Raw genomic sequence first — 17,773 nt, 5'->3', positions numbered from 1 at the left:
CGCCCGGGCAACTCCATAGCGTCGTACTCATCAGCATTTCCCGCGCCCGCGGGGACCATCCACTGATGAGGAGCGCACGATGCCAGCCAGAGCCGACGGCACCAACCGGTACGCGGTCCGCCTCGACGCCGTCACGAAAACCTATGGCACCGGCGAGAATACGGTCGCCGCGCTGCGCGGGGTGAGCCTGGGCTTCGCCACCGGGACCTTCACCGCCGTCATGGGACCCTCCGGGTCGGGCAAGAGCACCATGATGCACTGCGCGGCCGGACTGGATCGCCCGGACACCGGCGCGGTGTGGATCGGCGACCAGGAACTGGGCGAACTCGACGAGACCCAGCTGACCGAAATGCGCAGGGCCCGCATCGGATTCATCTTCCAGCAGTTCAATCTGCTGCCCGCGCTGACCGCGCGCCAGAACATCGAACTGCCACTGCGGCTGGCAGGGGCACGGGTCGATCGGGATCTGGTCGCGCGCGTGATCGACCGGGTCGGGCTGACGGCGCGGGCGGGGCATCTGCCCGGGGAGCTGTCGGGCGGGCAGCAGCAGCGGGTGGCCATCGCGCGAGCGCTGGTGACGCGGCCCGAGGTGGTGTTCGCCGATGAGCCGACCGGGGCGCTGGATACCCGCACCGCGGCGGAAGTGCTCACCCTGCTGCGGGAATCGGTGACGACGCTGGGGCAGACCATCGTCATGGTGACCCACGACCCGATCGCCGCCTCCTATGCCGACCGGGTGATCTTCCTCGCCGACGGGCAGCTCGCCGATGAGATCCGCCACCCGGACGCCCACACCATCGCCACCCGGATGACCCGCCTCGACTCGCGCGTGGCCGCCGCGACTCCGGCGGGGGTGCGCTGATGTTGCGCTTGTCGCTGCGCCTGCTGCGCTACCGCAAGACCGGTATCGCCGCCACCTTCCTGGCCCTGTTCTTCGGTTCGGCGATCGTCATGGCGTGCGGCGGGCTGCTGGAAACCGGAGTCCGCCTGTCGATTCCCCCGCAGCGGCTGTCCGGCGTGCCCATCGTGGTCACCGGGAACCAGAGCTACGACGGCGAATCGCTGACCGAGCGCCGGCGCCTCGACGCCGCCCTGGTCGACCGGGTGCGCGCGATTCCCGGTGTCGCCGAGGCGGTCCCGGATCTCTCGGTGCCCGCCGCTGTCCTGGTGGGCGGGAAGGTCGTCGGCGACGCCCAGGCCTACGGCCGTAATTGGTCGGCCGCGGCGCTGACCCCGTACACCCTCGCCGCAGGGACACCGCCGGTTGACCCGGCTGACGTCGTGCTCGACGCGCGCCTGGCCGCCGCGGCTCAGGTGCGAGTGGGCGACCACATCGGTGCCGTGGCGCGCGGGCAGTCCCTGCGCGTACACGTAACCGGTATCGCCGCAACAAATTCCGTGCCGTCGTCCGCGTTGTTCTTCTCCGATGCGGAGACCGCGCGGCTGACGGACGATGGCGGGCAGCTCGATGCCATCGGCGTGCGTCCGGCGCCCGGCGCGGATACCGCGACAGTCGCCGCGGCCGTGCGGCAGGTGGTCGGCGCCGACGGTGCGGTGTTCACCGGTGACGAGCGCGGCCGCGCCGAGTTCCCGGCGGCGGCCGGAGGTGGGAAGACGCTCACGATCCTGGCTTCGATCTTCGGCAGCTGGGCGGTGCTCATCGCCTTGTTCGGCGTCACGTCGATGCTCGGATTGTCCTTGCAGCAAAGGCAATTGGAGATCGCGCAGCTGCGGGCCATCGGGGCCACTCCGGGCCAGGTGCGCCGGATGATCCTCATCGAGACGCTGGTGCTGTCGGTGGTGGCCACCGCCCTCGCCGTGGCACCCGCCTACATGCTCGGCCGGGTCCTGCTCGATCAGCTCACCGGTAGTGGCGTGGTGTCCGCCACGATCGCCTTCCATCAAGGCGTGATTCCCGCTGTCACGGGTGCGGTCATCGCGGCGGTCGCGGCGCTGGGCGCGACCCTGGTGGCGGCGCGGCGTGCGGTGCGCACGAAACCGACGGCGGCGCTGAGTGAAGCGGTCGTGGAACGGCATTGGCTGACCCGGCCCCGGCTGTTGCTGGCTCTGCTGTTCCTGGCCGCGGGGATCAGCATGTCGGTGGTCACGGTGACCGTCATGACCGACGGACCGGCCTTGGCCAGCACCGCCGGGCCCGCCTCGGTACTGGTCGGCGTCGGCTTCGCACTGCTCGCCCCCGGGATCGTCGCCGCGCTGGCCCGGATCCTGCAGTGGCCGGTGCGTGCGCTCACCGCGTCGCCCGGTTTCCTCGCCGTACGTAATGCCAAGGTCCGCAATATCCGCATGGCCGGTGCCGTCGCGCCCATCGTGCTGCTGGTCGGCATCGCGGCGGGCACCCTCTACATGCAGTCGACCGAGAATGCCGTCAAGACCGGCACGTACGCCAAGAGCATGCTGGCCGATTTCGTCCTCGATTCCGGGACCGGCGGCTTCACGCCCGATGTCGTGTCGCGGGTGCAGGCGCTGCCCGGCGTGCGAGCGGCCTCGGAGCTGGTGACCACCTCCGGGTTCGTGGACGGGCACGGGTCGGACTTCACCTTCCGGGGCGTCTCCGCGGCGGGTGCGGCGCAGACGGTGTTCTTCCCTCAGGTCGCGGGTTCACTCGCGGATCTGCGCGGGGCCGCCGTCGCGATCTCGGTCAAGCAGGCGACCAGCTTCGGCGTCGGTATCGGCGACACCTTGCCGATTCATCTGGGCGACGGGACGGCGATCCGCGCGAATATCGTTGCCGTGCACGCCGATATCCCCAATGACGATGCCCTGTTCCTGCCCGCCGACCTGCTCGCGCGGCACACCACCGCGGGGCTGGCGACGCAGATCCTGGTGCGTGCGGCCGATGCGCGCGGACCGGATCAGCTCCGGCACGTCCTCGACGGTTTCGCCGCCACCATCCCGGGTGCGGCCGTATCGGATCGGGAGGGCCTGATCAGCAATAACTCCCGCGTCCAGCAAATCCTTGTTTCAGCGAACTATACAATTGTCGCCATGATCGTCGGATACGCTGCGATCACTGTCGTCAACTCCCTGGTGTCGGCAACCCGCACGCGCCGCAGGGAATTCGCGCTGCAACGACTGACCGGCTTCCGGCCCGGGCAGGTGCTGCGCATGCTCGGGGTGGAATCCGCCCTGGTCTGCTTGATCGCCATCGCGCTGGGCACGCTCGCCGCCGCGGCCACCGCGGTTCCCTACAGCTGGGTCAAGAGCGGATCGTTGATCCCCTCCGGCACTTTCGGCATCTACCTGGCGATTGTCGCCGGTGCGGTGGTGCTCACCCTCGCCGCCACCCTGCTCCCGGCCGCACAGGGTATGCGTCGGCCGCCGATCGAGACGGTGGGCGCCCCGGAATGACTTCCGGGCGACCCGACCCCGCGCCGCGCCGGGGTACCCGGTGGGGTGCGCTGCGCGCGCGGGCCGCGAGCGCGGGGATCGCCACCCTGTTCGGGGTGGTGATCGCCGGCGCGTCGGAACTGGGCCTGCTGCTGTTCGTAATCGGCGGATACACCCTCGCGCTCATGGTCGTCGGCATCGGCCTGGTGCTGCTGCCGGTCACCATGGCGGCGGTGCGCTGGCTGTGCGCGGCCGCGCGCTCGATCGCCGGACAGTACGGGGTGCGTATCGACGAGCCCTATCGGCCCGCGCCCGAGCCCTTCGGGGACGGCTTCGCCGGGCTGATCGCGCGCTGCCGCTGGCTGCTCACCGATCCGGCGACCTGGCGAGATCTCTTGTGGCTGCTGCTCAATGCGGTCGTCGGGCTGCTCTGCCTGCTGCCGGCGGCGCTGCTCTATTACGTGGGCGAGGGTCTGGTGCTCGCCGCCGGATTCTGGCGGCATCTCACCGCACGCGGTCATTCCCGCTGGTACGGACCGATTCTCGTGCACAGCCCAGCTACAGCGTTCGCCGCTGCCTGCTTCGCGCTCGTCCTGCTGGCGGTGTGGCTGTGGTTCGCGCCGCTGGTGTTGCGGCTGCACGCCCGCTTCACCGCTGTGCTGCTGCGGCCCACCGAGGCCGCCGAGATGGCCGCGCGCGTGCGGCATCTCACCGACACCCGCCGCGATGCCCTCGAGAGCCAGGCCGCCGAATTGCGCCGCATCGAACGGGATCTGCACGATGGCGCCCAGGCCCGCCTCGTCGCCATGGGACTCGCGCTCGGGGCCGCGGAACGACAGCTCGACAAGAACCCGGAAGCCACCCGGCGGCTCATCGCCGACACCCGCGCGGCCTCCGCGGCCGCCCTGGCCGAACTGCGAGATCTGGTGCGCGGCATACATCCCCCTGTACTCGCGGAGCGCGGATTGGCCGATGCGCTGCGCGCGCTCGCGCTGGCCAGCCCGCTCAGCACCCAAGTGCGAGTGGACCTGCCCGGCGAACCCTCACCTGCCATCGCGGCCGCGGTGTATTTCGCCGTCTCGGAGCTGCTGGCCAATGTGCTCAAACATGCTGCCGCCGAACACCTCGAGCTCGATGTCCGCCACCGCGAGGGAGTGCTGCGCGTGCGTGTCACCGATGACGGGCGCGGTGGTGCGGACACCGCCGGCGGCAGCGGGCTCGGGGGTATCCGGCGCCGCCTGGCCACCTTCGACGGAACCCTCACCGTGACCAGCCCATCCGGCGGCCCCACCGCCATCGATCTGGAGGTGCCATGCGTGTTGTCCTAGCCGAGGATCTGTTCCTGTTGCGGCAGGGGCTGATCACGCTGCTGGAGGCCTACGACTTCGAGGTCGCCGCCGCCACGGACACCGGCGACGGGCTGACCGGCATCCTGCTGGAACAGCGCCCGGACATCGCCATCCTCGATGTGCGGCTGCCGCCGACCTTCACCGCGGAGGGACTCACCGCGGCCCTCGCGGCCCGCCGGGAGCTGCCCGGACTGCCGGTGCTCATGCTGTCCCAGCACGTCGAACAGCTCTACGCGCGAGAGCTGCTCGCCGACGGGCGCGGCGGGGTGGGCTATCTGCTCAAGGAGAGCGTGTTCGAGTCCGAGCAGTTCATCGACGCAGTACGACGGGTCGCGGCGGGCGGCACCGCCATGGATCCGGGCGTGATCGCCCAACTGCTGCAGAGCAATTCGCGCCGCAGTCCCATCGATTCGCTCAGTGCGCGCGAACGCGAAGTGCTGGAGCTGGTGGCCGAGGGCTGGTCCAACAATGCCATCGCCGGACGGCTGGTGGTCACCGAAGGCGCGGTGGCCAAACACATCAGCAGCATCTTCACCAAACTCGACCTGACCGCCGATACCGATACCAACCGCCGCGTGCGCGCGGTCCTGGCCTACCTCAACTCGGACTGACCGCGGCCTCGGCGGCAGCGGCGGCGACGGACCTGCGGTGCTGCACCCACAGAAACACCGTGCAGGACAGCACGATCCACCCGGCCAGCACCAGGAACGGTTCTCGATGCTGGTGACCGCGGAAGTACACGGCGGTGTGCTGGGCGTTCATCGACGCACCCGGCGGCAGCCAGCGCCCGAGCACCCCGAGCACGGTGGGCAGCAGCGGCCACGACACCGCGCCACCGGAGGACGGATTACCCAGCACCACGATGAGCAACCACGTGGGAATCATCGCCCACCGCCCGAACAACGTGTTGAACATGGTGAACACCATGCCCGCGCAGAACATGGTGAGCGACAGGATGATCAGCGACTCCGGGAACCGCAGCCGGATCACGTGCAGCCCCCAGTCCACCACCGCGATCACCGCCAGCCCGCCCACTATCGCGTAGGCGGCGGTGAAGGCTATGCGCTCCAACGGTTTCAGCGCGGCCGCGTGCACCGTGAGCTGCACCCCGCCCATCATGCCGACGACTCCGGCGGCCAGCGTGATGTAGAACAGCCCGAGCCCGCGAGGGTCGCCCGATTGCAGGGGAATCAAATCCTGTACCCGCACCGGGCCCGCCGTGGTCGCGGGAATCTCCTGGGCGGTCTGGGCGAGCAATTCCGCGACGGAGGCCCCGGACGCGCTCGCGGTCGACACCTCGATACCGGCCGAATCCTTGTCGACGATCGTGAAGATCTCCTGCGCTTCGAGTGCGTCGCGCGCCTGGGCCGCGGTGGCGTAGTGCCGCATGGTCAGCGCGTCGTTCAGCGCATGATCCATATCCGCGAGAAATGTCCGCACCGGCGGATCGGTCAGTGGATCGACCACTCCGATCGGCAGATCACGCGGTGTCGGTTTGGCCATGGTGTAGGTATAGGAGCCCGCGAAAAGCGCCGCCGCGGCCGCGATGATGAAAACCAGAACGGTGGCCGGGAGATAGGGGCCGGACCGGAAACGCGCGAACCATTCCGATATCGAATGCCGCTGTTCATGCCTGCCGCGCATGCGCCTCCTGAGTGCCGCCCCGCGTGCTCCGGAATCACGACCCCAGCGAGCATACCGAAGAACGGAATTCGGGTATTCGAGCCCGGGATTCGAGCCTGGCAGACCCACTCAGGTTCGATTGCTACGATGCGCAACCGTGACCTTGCTGCTCAGCCGTCGAAAGCCATCCGACGATCAACCGGCGGATTCGAGCGTGCGACAGCCCGAGTCCGCCCGGCTCTGGCGGCTCATCGCGATCCTGGCGGGAATCCTCGGCGCACTGCTCGCCGTGGCGGTCCCCTTCCTCCCGGTCCAGCAGCAGCAGGCCTCCTACAGCTGGCCGCAGCACGGGCAGGCCACCAGCGTGACCTCGCCGCTGGTGTCCTATTCGCCGGTGAGCATGGACATCGATATCCCGTGCTCCACGATCACCGGACTCGGCGACAAGGGCGGCAACCTGCTCTCGACCGTGCCGCCCAATTCCAGTCAGGCCTGGCACTACGGCCTGAATGTGGTTGTGGCAGCGGCGGACAGCGGTCCGCGACTACGGGTCGTGCTGCGCGACCAGACGCTGCTCGACACCCCGGTATCGAGCCTGCCCGCCGGCTGCGGGCTGGCCATCGCCTCCGACGGCACCCGCACCACCGTGGACGCCGCCGGATCCGCCCCGATCGCCCTGGACGGCGACTTCCGCCCGCAGGTCGTGGGCCTGTTCACCGATCTGAAGGGCGCCGCGCCCACCGGCATGACCGCCGATGTGACGATCGACTCCCGCTTCACCACCGGGCCGAGTGCACTCAAGCTGATCGCCATCATCGGCACCCTCCTCGCCGCCGCCGTGGCCCTGTTCGCCCTGCACCGGCTCGACTGCCTGGACGGGCGCCGCAATCGCCGGGTGCTGCCGCGGCGCTGGTGGCGCCCGCGCTGGGTGGACGGCGTGGTCGTCGGCGTGCTCGTGCTCTGGTATTTCATCGGCGCCGGCACCGCCGATGACGGCTATATCTTCGGCATGGCCCGCACCGCCGGGCACGCGGGCTATCTCGCGAACTACTTCGCCTACTTCGGGGTGCCCGAGACGCCCATCGGCATCCCCTACGACAGCACCTTCGAACTGTTCTCCCGGCTCTCGACCGCGAGCATCGTGGTGCGCCTGCCCGAACTGATCTTCGGCATCCTGTGCTGGCTGCTCATCAGCCGCGAAGTGGTGCCGCGACTGGGCATGGCCGCACGCCGGCAGCAGGCCGCCATCTGGGCGGGCGGACTGGTGTTCCTGTCGTTCTGGCTGCCCTACAACAACGGCCTGCGACCGGAACCGGCTGTGGCGCTGGGTGTTCTGCTCACCTGGGTCTCGATGGAACGGGCACTGGCCACGCGCCGGCTGGCCCCCGCGGCGCTCGCGCTGGTACCTGCGGCGCTCGCGGTGGTCGCGAACCCCGAGGGGCTCATCTGCTTCGCGGCCCTGCTGGCCGGCGCGCGACCGCTGGTGCAGATCATCGTCGAACGCGCATGCAGGGTGGGCTACCTCGCCCTGATCGCGCCCGCGGCGGCGGCCGGCCTGGCGATCCTGGCGGTCGTGTTCGCCGGACAGCCGTTCGCCGAGATCCACGCCATGCAGCAGGCGCACAAGGTGGTCGGCCCGGATATGCCCTGGTACGACGAATCACTGGTCTACCAGGACCTGTTCCAGCCCACGCCCGACGGTTCCATGGCCCGGCGCTTCGCCATGCTGGTCATGTTCCTGGCTCTGGCGGTCTCGGTGCTGGCATTGCTGCGCCGCAACGGGCGGATCCCGGGCCTGGCGGGCGGACCCACGCGCCGCATCCTCGGCACCACCATCGCCGCGATTCCGCTGATGGCGCTCTCGCCGACCAAGTTCACCCACCACCTCGGCGTGTTCGCCGGGCTCGCCGGTGCGGTGACCGTGGTGGCGGCTGTGGCCGCGGGACCGGCGGTGTTGCGCTCGGCGCGGAATCGCGCCCTGTTCGCGGCCGCGGCCCTGGCCGTGCTGGCGGTGTCGTTCTCCAGTTCCAACGGCTGGTGGTACGTGGCCAGCTATCGAGTGTCCTGGTGGGACAAGCCGATTTCGGTGCACGGCATCGGGGCGGGCACGGTGCTGCTGGCCCTGGCGGTGCTGATGGTCGGTGTGGCCGGATGGCTGCACATCCGGGAACCGTTCCGCGGCAAGGAAACCGCGCCGCGCCGCACGATTCCGGTGCTGACCATCGCCGCCGCGTTCGTGGTGCTGTTCGAGGTGCTGTCGTTCGTGAAGGCCGGCGTCGAGCAGTACCCGGCGTATTCGCTGGCCAAGGGCAACTTCCGGGCGCTCACCGGCAATACCTGCGGCTTGGCGAACGACGTCCTCGTCGAACCCGACCCGAACGCCGGGCTGCTGCAACCGTTGTCGGGTGATCCGGCGACCGCGCTGGGCGCCGCCAGTACCGGCTTCACCCCGGACGGCATCAACTACAACGACCTCACCCCCGACGCCTCCGACACCGCCTCCGCCTCGGTCGGCCAGTCGCTGGGCAGCGCCGGCACCACCACCAAGGCCGGCTCCACCAGCACCGGCGGCACGGGGGATACGACTGTGCCGCACGGCATCAACGGCAGCACCATTCCGCTGCCGTTCGGCCTGAACCCGGCCACCACGCCGGTGCTCGGCAGCTACGGCAGCCAGGGAGCAAAGAAGACCCTCGTCTCCGGCTGGTACAAGCTGCCCGCGCGGGACGCGCAGCACAGCATCATCTCCATTGCCGCCGCCGGGCGCATCGCCTCGACCGATATCGACAATCTGCCGGTGCCGGGTCAGAGCGTGCAGATCGAATACGGTGTCGCGGGCGGCGCCGACGCGCAGGCCCTGGGCCGTGTCACCCCCGATGACGTGAGCGAGCTGCAGCCCTCGTGGCGCAACCTGCGGGTGCCCTTGCAGCAGTTACCGCCCCAGGCCGATGTGGTCCGCATCGTGGCCACCGTGGACAGCTCCGATCCGCTGCAGTGGATCGCGCTGACCCCGCCGCGCGTACCGCAGTTGCAGACCCTCGACGCGCTGGTCGGGCACACCACGCCGGTGCTGCTGGATTGGCTGGTCGGCCTGCAGTTCCCGTGCCAGCAGCCGATGCAGCACCGCTACGGCGTCGCCGACGTGCCGAAATACCGCATCCTGCCGGACCTTTCGGGCTCGGTCATGACCAGCAACTGGGAGAGCCACGCCTCCGGCGGGCCGCTCGGCTACACCGATCTGGTGACGCGCTCGGAGGTCATGCCCTCGTATCTGAAGGACGACTGGAAGCGCAACTGGGGTGAGATCGAGCGTCTCGTACCGCTCGACCCGACCGCCACCGCGGCCCAGCTCGACGTCTCCACCGAGAAGCGTTCCGGGCTGTGGACGCCGGGACCGCTCAACTTCGGGATCCGCTGACCCGCGAACTCAGCCGGCGGTGTGCGCCGAACGCACATCGCCGGCCTCGCCCGCGGGGAACACCATGCGGAAGATCGCGCCGCGCCCGGGCCCGGTGACCAGCTGGATGCGCGCGCCGTGCGCGGTCAGGATCGCGGACACGATCGCCAGGCCCAGGCCGGAACCGCGCGAGCGCGAACGTGATTCGTCGACGCGATAGAAGCGGTCGAAGACGTGCGACGCCTTCTCCAGCGGAATCCCGGGGCCGGTGTCGGCCACCTCCAGGATCACGAACGACTCGGCCGCGGGCAGTTCGGTGCCGGATTCGGCGACCGCATCGGCAGGTACACCGCGCACCCGCCCGACCCGCACCTCCACCGCCGCGGTCGCGGGCGTGTGGGTCAGCGCATTGGTCACCAGATTCGACAGGGCCTGCCGCAGTTTGCCCTCATCGGCGAGGATGCGCTGCGGCTCCGCCGGAACATGCAGGCCGACACGGCGTTCCGGATAGCGGACCCGCGCGTCCTGCACCACCTCCGCGGCCAGTGCGGCCGGATCCACCTCACCCAGATCCAGGGGCCGCTGCTCGTCGAGCCCGGCCAGCAGCAGCAGATCGTCGACCAGCACGCCCATCCGGGTGGCCTGCTCCTCGATGCGGCCCATCATGCGGGCGACATCGGCGTCGGTGGCCGCGCCGCCGTGGCGGTAGAGCTCGGCGTAGCCGCGAATCGAGGTCAGCGGGGTGCGCAGTTCGTGCGAGGCGTCCGCCACGAAGATCCGCAATCGGGATTCGGACTCCTCGAGCCGGCGCAACGTCGAAGACAATTGGGCCAGCATGAGATTGAAGGCGCCGCCGAGGCGGCCGACCTCGGTGCGCGAATCCGTATCCGCCACACGGCGATCCAGATCACCCGCCGTGATCGCCTGCGCGGTCTGCTCGATGCGGGTCAACGGCCGCAACCCGACCCGCACCAGCCAGGCCGCGATACCGCCGATCACCACCAGCAGCCCGATGCCGGCGATGAGCTCGATGGCGCGCAGCCCGTGGGTGGTGGCGTAGTAGGTGTCGAGCGACATGACCACCGCCGCGGTGCCGCCCTGCGGGTCGGCCCGGTTCGGATGCCGCACGACACTGCGCACCCGCCAATGCGCGCCGCTCTCGTCCGGCACGGTCAGGATCTTGGTCCCGCGCGCCCGCACGGCGCCCGCGTCCATCGGGGGCAGCGCCAATCGTGAAGCGCCGATACCGATCTGGCCCAGCGGCGCGCCGGAATTGTCGAAGAACAACACCCGGAAGGTGGACGGCAGGCGGGGATCGTTGCTTTCCGTGACCGGCGGCGGGGGCGGCCGATTCCCGGTGGTCAGGTCACTGGCGACCGCGTTCAGCTGGCCGTCGATGCGGGACAGCTGCGAACGGCTCAGCAGCGAGGCGGTGAGCAGGCCGAAGGCCAGCAGCCCGACCGCGGTGATGGTCAGCACCGCCGCCAGCAGCCGAGCCCGCAAGGTCCAGCGGCGCAAGGCCCGGACGCGGACGGCGAAGGCCGGACGCCTCACGAAGACTGTCCGGGGGCGCGCAGCGAGTAGCCCACGCCGCGCACGGTCCGGATCAGCGACGGGCCCTGGGTGTCGATCTTCGCGCGCAGCTGGCTGATGAAGGTCTCCACGATGCGGTCGCTGCGACCGTCGGCCTCGGACCAGACCCGATCCAGGATCTGCCGTTTGCTGAGCACCTTGCCCTCGTTGAGCATCAGGTAGTGCAGCAGGTTGAACTCGGTGGCCGACAACCAGATCTGCTCGCCGCCGCGTTGCGCGGCATGGGCGTCGACATCCAATTCCAGATCCGCGCAGCGCAATCGCCCGGTCCGCTCCTCCGCGTCGGCGCCGGCGCGGCGCAGGATGGCGCGCATGCGCAGGATCACCTCTTCGAGGCTGAACGGCTTGGTCACGTAGTCGTCGCCGCCGGCCTGCAGTCCGGCGATGCGGTCCTGCACCGCATCGCGCGCGGTCAGGAACAGCACCGGGACGTCATTGCCGGCTTCGCGCAGCCGCCGGGCGACGGTGTAGCCGTCCATATCGGGCAGCATCACGTCCAGGACGACGATGTCGGGGGTGCGTTTCGCCGCCGCGGCCAGCGCCGCGGCGCCGCTGTCGGCCGAGAGCACATCGAACCCGCTCAACCGCAGGGCGGAGCTGAGCAGATCCAGGATGTCGGGCTCGTCGTCGACCACCAGCACGGTCGTGCCGCTATCGTCGTTCACGGTTCATACCGTACCCAGCGGTTATTCGGCGAGGCGTGCACGCAGCCAGGAGCGCATCGGCGCGGCGTACTCCTCGCGCTCCAGCGCGAAATCGACTGCCGCGCGCAGGTATCCCAGCGGGGTACCGATATCGTGGCGGGTGCCCCGGTGCACAACGACGTGCACGGGGTGTCCTTCGGCGATCAGCAGCGCGACGGCATCGGTCAATTGCAGTTCGCCGCCGGCGCCGGGGGTGATGCGGCGCAGCGCATCGAAGATCGCGCGGTCGAGCAGGTAGCGGCCGGCGGCCGCGAAGGTCGAGGGGGCATCGGCGACGGCGGGCTTCTCCACCATGCCGTGGACCCGCAGCACATCCGGATCGTCCGAATCCGTCACGGGCGCAACATCGAACACGCCGTAGGCGCTGACCTCGTCGGCGGGCACGTCGATCGCGCACAGCACGCTGCCGCCGCGTTCGCGGCGTACCCGGGCCATGGCCTCGAGGGCGCCGTGCGGTAGTACCAGGTCATCGGGCAGCAGCACGGCCACCGCGGTCTCGTCGGGCGTCAGTAGCGATTCCGCCTGCAGCACGGCATGTCCCAGGCCCAGCGGCTGCTGCTGGACGGCGGTCTCGACCTCCAGGAGTTTGGGTGCGCGGCGCACCTTCTCCAGCAGATCGAACTTGCCGCGCTGGGCGAGCACGCTCTCCAGGGCCGCGTCCTCGGTGAAATGTGCTGCCAAACCCTGTTTTCCGGGTGAGGCGACGATGACCATGCGATCGGCCCCGGCCGCGGCGGCCTCCTCGGCGACCAGTTCGATGCCCGGGGTGTCCACCACCGGGAGCAGTTCCTTGGCCACCGTCTTGGTCGCGGGCAGGAAGCGGGTGCCCAGCCCGGCCGCGGGGACGACCGCGGTGCGGAACTGCCGCGGGGTGTTCGAGATGCTGTCGGCCACGCCGGTCTCCGTGCTTTCGATCATGCCGGGCTCCTTCGTTTGCGGCGGACACCTTCCACATGCCGGTCGTCCGCATCACGATCATTGGGGCCGAGACTAGGAATCGAAGCTGCGGCGAACTTGGGAACAACCTTGGATTCGCCCGGGGGCTGATCTTGATCCGCCCAGCTAGCCACTGGCCCGCTCACAGCAAGTTGGCAGGTTCGACCGAGGTTGGCAGGAGATGCCGGTCGTATGCTCCCGTGAGTTCATGACGACAAACACCCCAGGGAAGGCAGGACATGGCTTCGACGCCCGCAGTGCTGGAAGCGGCACCGGACACACCGGCCGAGGCGACGCCCCGGCGCTGGGAGCGACCGGCGTTACTGCTCCTGCTGCTCGGCACCGGCCTGCTCTACCTGTGGAATCTGTCGGTCTCCGGCTGGGGCAACGAGTTCTACGCGGCGGCCGTGCAGGCGGGCACCCAGAGCTACAAGGCCTGGCTGTTCGGCTCGCTCGATCCCGGCAATGCGATCACCGTGGACAAACCGCCCGCCTCGCTGTGGGTGATGGCGCTCTCGGGCCGGATCTTCGGATTCAACTCATGGTCGCTGCTGGTGCCGCAGGCGCTGATGGGCGTCGGCTCGGTGGCCCTGCTGTACGCGACCGTGCGCCGCTGCGCCGGATCCGCAGCCGGGCTGCTGGCCGGGCTCGCGCTCGCGCTCACGCCGGTGGCGGCGATGATGTTCCGCTACGACAACCCGGACGCGCTGCTCACCCTGCTGCTCATCGGCGCCGCGTATTTCACGGTGCGCGCGATCGAATCGCCGAACCCGCGCTGGTATTCGGCGGGCACCGGCTGGCTGGCGCTGGCGGGCACCGCGATCGGATTCGCCTTCCTCACCAAGCTCATGCAGGCCGTGCTCGTGCTGCCGGGATTGGGTCTGGCGTTCCTGATCGCCGGGGCCGGTGGAATCGCCGCGCGGATAAGCAAATTGGCCACCGCGTGCGCCGCGATCATCGTCAGCGCCGGCTGGTACCTGTTGCTGGTGGAGTTGTGGCCGGCCGATTCCCGCCCCTACATCGGTGGCTCGACCACCAACAGCCTGTGGCAGCTGGCCGTCGGCTACAACGGCATGTCGCGACTGCTCGGCGGGCACGGCGGTCCGGGTGGCGGGCACGGCGGCGGCCCAAGCGAGGAAGCGCCGCGAAACTTCTTCGCGAACGCCGCATTCGGCGGTAAGCCCGGCATCACCCGCCTGTTCCGCGATCTCATCGGCACCGAGGCGTCCTGGCTGCTGCCCGCGGCCCTCATCGGGCTGATCGCGGGACTGTGGCTGTATCGCCGCGCCTCCCGCACCGATCCGGTGCTCACCGGGCTGATCCTGTGGGGCGGCTGGATGGTCGGCACGGGCCTCGTCTTCAGCTACATGAGCGGCACCATCCACCCCTACTACACCGTCGCCCTGGCCCCCGGCGTCGCGGCGACGGCCGCCATCGGCCTCACCCAATTGTGGAGCCGCCGAGCCCATCTCGCGGCCCGGGCAACCCTGGCGGTCACGGTCGCGGTGACCGGCGTATGGGCCTTCGTGCTGCTGCACCGCACGCCGGACTGGCTGCCCGCGCTGCGCTGGATCGTGCTGATCGGCGCGATCGCCGCCGCACTGGCGCTCCTGACCGCCGCGAACCGCACCCGCTGGACCGCGCTGACCGCCGCCACCGCACTGGTTTTCGGTTTGCTCGGCACCGGCGCCTACGCCATCGAGACGGCATCCCAGGCGCACGCGGGCGGCATCCCCTCCTCGGGCCCCGCCCGGCAGAACGCCTTCATGGGCCCCGGCGGCTTCGCCCAGATCGACAGCCCCGAGTTGCAGCAGATGCTCACCTCCGCCGGAACCCGCTGGTCCGCAGCCATGATCGGCTCCTTCGACGTGAGCTCCATCGAATTGCGCACCGGCACTTCCCTGATGGCGATCGGCGGCTTCGGCGGCGGCGACAACTACCCCAGCCTCACCCAATTCCAGCAATACGTCGCCGACCACCAGGTCAAATACCTCGTCCTCGGCACCCAGCAACGCGCCTTCCACTGGTCCTCGGGCACCACCACCGCCGCCGATCAGATCCAAACCTGGGTCAAGGCGAACCACCAACCCGAGAAGATCGGCAACGCCCTGGTCTACGAGTTGTACTGACGCGGTCCGCTCGGCTGCTCGACACCGGGTTCGGCCCCGGCCGGGCTGAACGGGAGTCGCGGGCGATAGCGAATATCATCGCCTGCGACTGTGCCGTCGACCGTTCGGAGGCGAATCCGCAGATGGGGTTTCCGGGGAAGTATCAGACCGCTCGGCGCTGGCCGGTGATCGCCGGGGTGAGTGCGGTTCTCGTGCTCGTCGTGTATCTGGTCGCGGTGCAGACGGTGGATGGGCAGTTGGTGGAGAACGCCGCGTTGCGCGGGGCCAAGGAGGCGGGGCGGCGGAATATCGTGCAGGCCACCGATGCGCTGGATCGGATCACGGTGTATTCGCTGGCCGCGGCGGTGTTGCTGGTGGCGGGCGCGGCATTGGTGCGGCGGCGGTGGGATCTCGCGGTGGCGGGGGTGGGGGTGATCGTGGGCGGGCAGGTGATCGTGCAGGGGTCGCAGCGGGTGCTGCCGCGGCCGGAGCTGGTGCCGGTGTCGAAGGCGGACCTGGGCAACAGTTTTCCGAGCGGGCATACCGCGGTGGCCATGACGGTGTTGTTCGCGACGTTGATCGTGGTGCCGTATCGGTGGCGGGGTGTGGCGTTGCTGATCGTGATGACCTGGGCGGTGGGGATCGGTCATTACACCTTGACCGCGCAGTGGCATCGGCTCAGTGACACGCTCGCGGCCGATGCGATCGCGCTGGGGCTGGCGGCGCTCGCGTCGTGGTGGCTGGATCGCCGCGGGGCACTGCATCGGTACGCCGGGCCGCCGCGGGTGCTGGCGGTGGTCTGCACGGTTGTGGTTGCGGCGGTCGGTTGTACCGTCATCGGGTTCGGCAGTGTGCTGTGGGCGGTGCCGTTGTCGCGGGAGGGTGTGCGGGCCGCCGCGCATCAGGATGCGTGGCTGATCTATCTGGGCGCAACGTCATTCGCGACGGCCGGGTCCATTCTCGCTGCGCTGGTCTTCCTCTGGAGCTGGCGGCGCATCGACACCGACGCTGGTCCGGCGGAACACGAAGCGGCGCATCGCCGTATAGAGGAACAGCGCCTCGCCTAGGCCGCCGAGGATCCGGGCGATGCGATAGTCGAGGCCGAGCGCGGCCAAACCGCTTGTCACGCCGAGGATGAACAGCAGATAGTTCAGCACGACCGCGACGATGTAGATCGCCAGCTGTGGTCCGACGGGTGCGTGCGAGGCGAAGTTGAGTGTGCGATTGAGCAGGTAGCTCAGGGCGAATGCGGTGACGTAGCCGGCGGTGACCGCGATCGGCAGCGGCAGGCCGAGGCCGCCGTGCACGCCGGTGAGGATCAGCAGATCGACGGTGAAGGTGCAGCCGCTCACCAGCAGGTAGCCCACGAAGGTCGGCGCCACCAGGCGCGCCAGCCCGAACGGCAGTCGCTCGGTGACGCTCACGCAGGCCTGGTGGAACCATCGCACCGGCCGCGAGCGATCGGTCCGGGTGACTGTCTCTGTCCGCACGTGATCACCGTGCCATCGGCACATGGCGCGCAGGTGAGCACGAGGCCAACTCCGGTCTCGCAATAAAACGCGCTATGATCCGAATGGGTCTAGCAAATATCGAGCAACAATGCCGACAGCTAACCAGACAAATCGGGCGAGCAATTCGTTTTTAATGTGCTGAATAAATAATAGCTGGTGACCGATGTCATACGCCTACGTTTGGACAGTAATTCCATTCGGTAGTACCGTCTCCGGCATGCTCAGCAAATCTTCAGCGGATGCGTGAATACGGAATTCCCACGCCGCACCGCAACGAAACGTAGCTGGCATACAAATGAACGTAAGGTGAACCGTTCCAACGTTGTCAACTGGATCACCTCCACTCCCTCGAATCACCTGTGGACGGATTCAGCCATGAAGTTGTTCTGCTTGTTGTTTCTTTTATATCTGGTCCTGGCGGAGCCGTACTTCGAGATAAGTTCGGTGCGGAAGTTCACGCAGCGTTTCGGTCGCCGTGACGACGCCAGAATCCGCCTGTATCAGGGCGGCGTATTCCGTACCTGGCTGGCGCTGGCGGTCGTGTTCATCGCGTTCCTGGCCGGGAACGTGCCCCTGGACCGGCTGGGCCTGGGCGGCTTCGACGGCTCGGTGTTCCGGGCGCTGACCCCGGCCGAGAAGGTCATCGGCCTGGCCATCATCGTGGTCTACGTGGGCTATCTGCTGATTCCCGCGCTGCTGCCGCTGACCGGACGGGCCGGGCGCGACTTCATCGCCCGCAAGATCGAGTACGTCGTGTTCATCACCCCGGCGAATCCCTCCGAGCGATTCTGGTGGTTGGCGAATTCGTTCAGCACACCGGCCGAGGAAATCGTGTATCGCGGATTCACGATCTACGCCGTGGATCTATTGTTCCCGAATTTGCCGTTCTGGGTGCTCATCGTGATCGCCGGTGGCGTCATCGACGGATTGCGGCACGCTTTCCGGCCGGCCGTCGCGGCCCAGGTGATATTCGGCGGCACCGCGCTCGCACTGCTCTATCAATTCACCGGATCGCTGTGGCTGACAATTGCGGTGAAGCTGTTCCACGATCTCCGGGTACTCGCCTTTCCGCTCGAACTCGCGCGGCAGAATCTCGCGGCCCGCGGCGTCTCCGAAATTCCGGGTGGCGAGTCCGCTCGCGGAGATTCCGATCCGCACGTGACGCCACTCCGATCCGCCGATAAATCGGTGAGCGCGCAGTAGG

General features: G+C 68.9%; 12 protein-coding genes and 1 pseudogene. 8 read left to right on the top strand and 5 right to left on the bottom strand.

What is annotated here, in order from left to right; all coding sequences use genetic code 11:
* Window positions 1-79 precede the first annotated feature (79 nt).
* From ACH438_RS30900 to ACH438_RS30885, 4 genes are read left to right on the top strand one after another with little or no spacing between them, the layout of a single operon-like run.
* A complete protein-coding gene (locus ACH438_RS30900; RefSeq protein WP_397011584.1) occupies window positions 80-862 on the top strand; it encodes an ABC transporter ATP-binding protein in 783 nt (260 codons plus the stop codon).
* The gene (locus ACH438_RS30895) at window positions 862-3,369 is read left to right on the top strand and encodes an ABC transporter permease (protein ID WP_397011582.1); all 2,508 of its coding nucleotides are present in this window, start codon (window positions 862-864) and stop codon (window positions 3,367-3,369) included. The genes ACH438_RS30900 and ACH438_RS30895 overlap by 1 nt, the downstream gene beginning before the upstream one ends.
* The gene (locus ACH438_RS30890; RefSeq protein WP_397011580.1) at window positions 3,366-4,676 is read left to right on the top strand and encodes a sensor histidine kinase; all 1,311 of its coding nucleotides are present in this window, start codon (window positions 3,366-3,368) and stop codon (window positions 4,674-4,676) included. The genes ACH438_RS30895 and ACH438_RS30890 overlap by 4 nt, the downstream gene beginning before the upstream one ends.
* Window positions 4,661-5,308: a LuxR C-terminal-related transcriptional regulator gene (locus tag ACH438_RS30885; RefSeq protein WP_397011578.1), complete on the top strand. Its 648-nt coding sequence runs from the start codon at window positions 4,661-4,663 to the stop codon at window positions 5,306-5,308. Before ACH438_RS30890 ends, ACH438_RS30885 begins: the two co-directional genes overlap by 16 nt.
* On the opposite strand, the gene ACH438_RS30880 is transcribed toward ACH438_RS30885, so the two are convergent.
* On the bottom strand, window positions 5,295-6,341 hold the full coding sequence (locus ACH438_RS30880; RefSeq protein WP_397011576.1) for an ABC transporter permease: 1,047 nt from the start codon (window positions 6,339-6,341) through the stop codon (window positions 5,295-5,297). The genes ACH438_RS30885 and ACH438_RS30880 overlap by 14 nt on opposite strands.
* 193 nt (window positions 6,342-6,534) lie before the next feature.
* Here ACH438_RS30880 and ACH438_RS30875 point away from each other — a divergent pair, with 193 nt between their 5' ends.
* The gene (locus ACH438_RS30875; RefSeq protein WP_397011574.1) at window positions 6,535-9,738 is read left to right on the top strand and encodes an arabinosyltransferase domain-containing protein; all 3,204 of its coding nucleotides are present in this window, start codon (window positions 6,535-6,537) and stop codon (window positions 9,736-9,738) included.
* 9 nt (window positions 9,739-9,747) lie between these two features.
* Here the strand turns inward: ACH438_RS30875 and ACH438_RS30870 are convergent, their stop codons facing one another.
* From ACH438_RS30870 to ACH438_RS30860, 3 genes are read right to left on the bottom strand one after another with little or no spacing between them, the layout of a single operon-like run.
* Window positions 9,748-11,271 (bottom strand): sensor histidine kinase, encoded by a 1,524-nt coding sequence (locus tag ACH438_RS30870; RefSeq protein ID WP_397011572.1) that lies wholly within the window; start codon window positions 11,269-11,271, stop codon window positions 9,748-9,750.
* The gene (locus tag ACH438_RS30865) at window positions 11,268-11,975 is read right to left on the bottom strand and encodes a response regulator transcription factor (RefSeq protein WP_397011569.1); all 708 of its coding nucleotides are present in this window, start codon (window positions 11,973-11,975) and stop codon (window positions 11,268-11,270) included. The genes ACH438_RS30870 and ACH438_RS30865 overlap by 4 nt, the downstream gene beginning before the upstream one ends.
* A 21-nt stretch (window positions 11,976-11,996) precedes the next feature.
* Window positions 11,997-12,932 carry a UTP--glucose-1-phosphate uridylyltransferase gene (locus tag ACH438_RS30860; RefSeq protein WP_397011567.1) on the bottom strand — a complete coding sequence of 312 codons (936 nt, stop codon included), beginning with the start codon at window positions 12,930-12,932 and terminating at the stop codon, window positions 11,997-11,999.
* Between the two features lie 257 nt (window positions 12,933-13,189).
* Between ACH438_RS30860 and ACH438_RS30855 the strand changes: the two genes are divergently transcribed.
* Window positions 13,190-15,079 carry a glycosyltransferase family 39 protein gene (locus tag ACH438_RS30855; protein ID WP_397011565.1) on the top strand — a complete coding sequence of 630 codons (1,890 nt, stop codon included), beginning with the start codon at window positions 13,190-13,192 and terminating at the stop codon, window positions 15,077-15,079.
* A 122-nt stretch (window positions 15,080-15,201) separates the two neighbouring features.
* A pseudogene (locus ACH438_RS30850) lies at window positions 15,202-15,798 on the top strand (phosphatase PAP2 family protein); the annotation flags it as partial.
* 195 nt (window positions 15,799-15,993) lie between these two features.
* On the opposite strand, the gene ACH438_RS30845 reads toward ACH438_RS30850, so the two are convergent.
* Window positions 15,994-16,548, bottom strand: coding sequence for a GtrA family protein (locus ACH438_RS30845; protein ID WP_397011563.1), 555 nt, complete (start codon window positions 16,546-16,548; stop codon window positions 15,994-15,996).
* A gap of 396 nt (window positions 16,549-16,944) precedes the next feature.
* Between ACH438_RS30845 and ACH438_RS30840 the strand changes: the two genes are divergently transcribed.
* On the top strand, window positions 16,945-17,772 hold the full coding sequence (locus tag ACH438_RS30840) for a type II CAAX prenyl endopeptidase Rce1 family protein (protein WP_397011561.1): 828 nt from the start codon (window positions 16,945-16,947) through the stop codon (window positions 17,770-17,772).
* Window position 17,773: the final 1 nt, after the last annotated feature.

Source organism: Nocardia sp. NPDC020380 (genome assembly GCF_044386975.1).
In the GTDB taxonomy this organism is placed as follows: Bacteria; Actinomycetota; Actinomycetes; order Mycobacteriales; family Mycobacteriaceae; genus Nocardia.
This window is presented reverse-complemented; position numbering and strand designations above follow the sequence as displayed.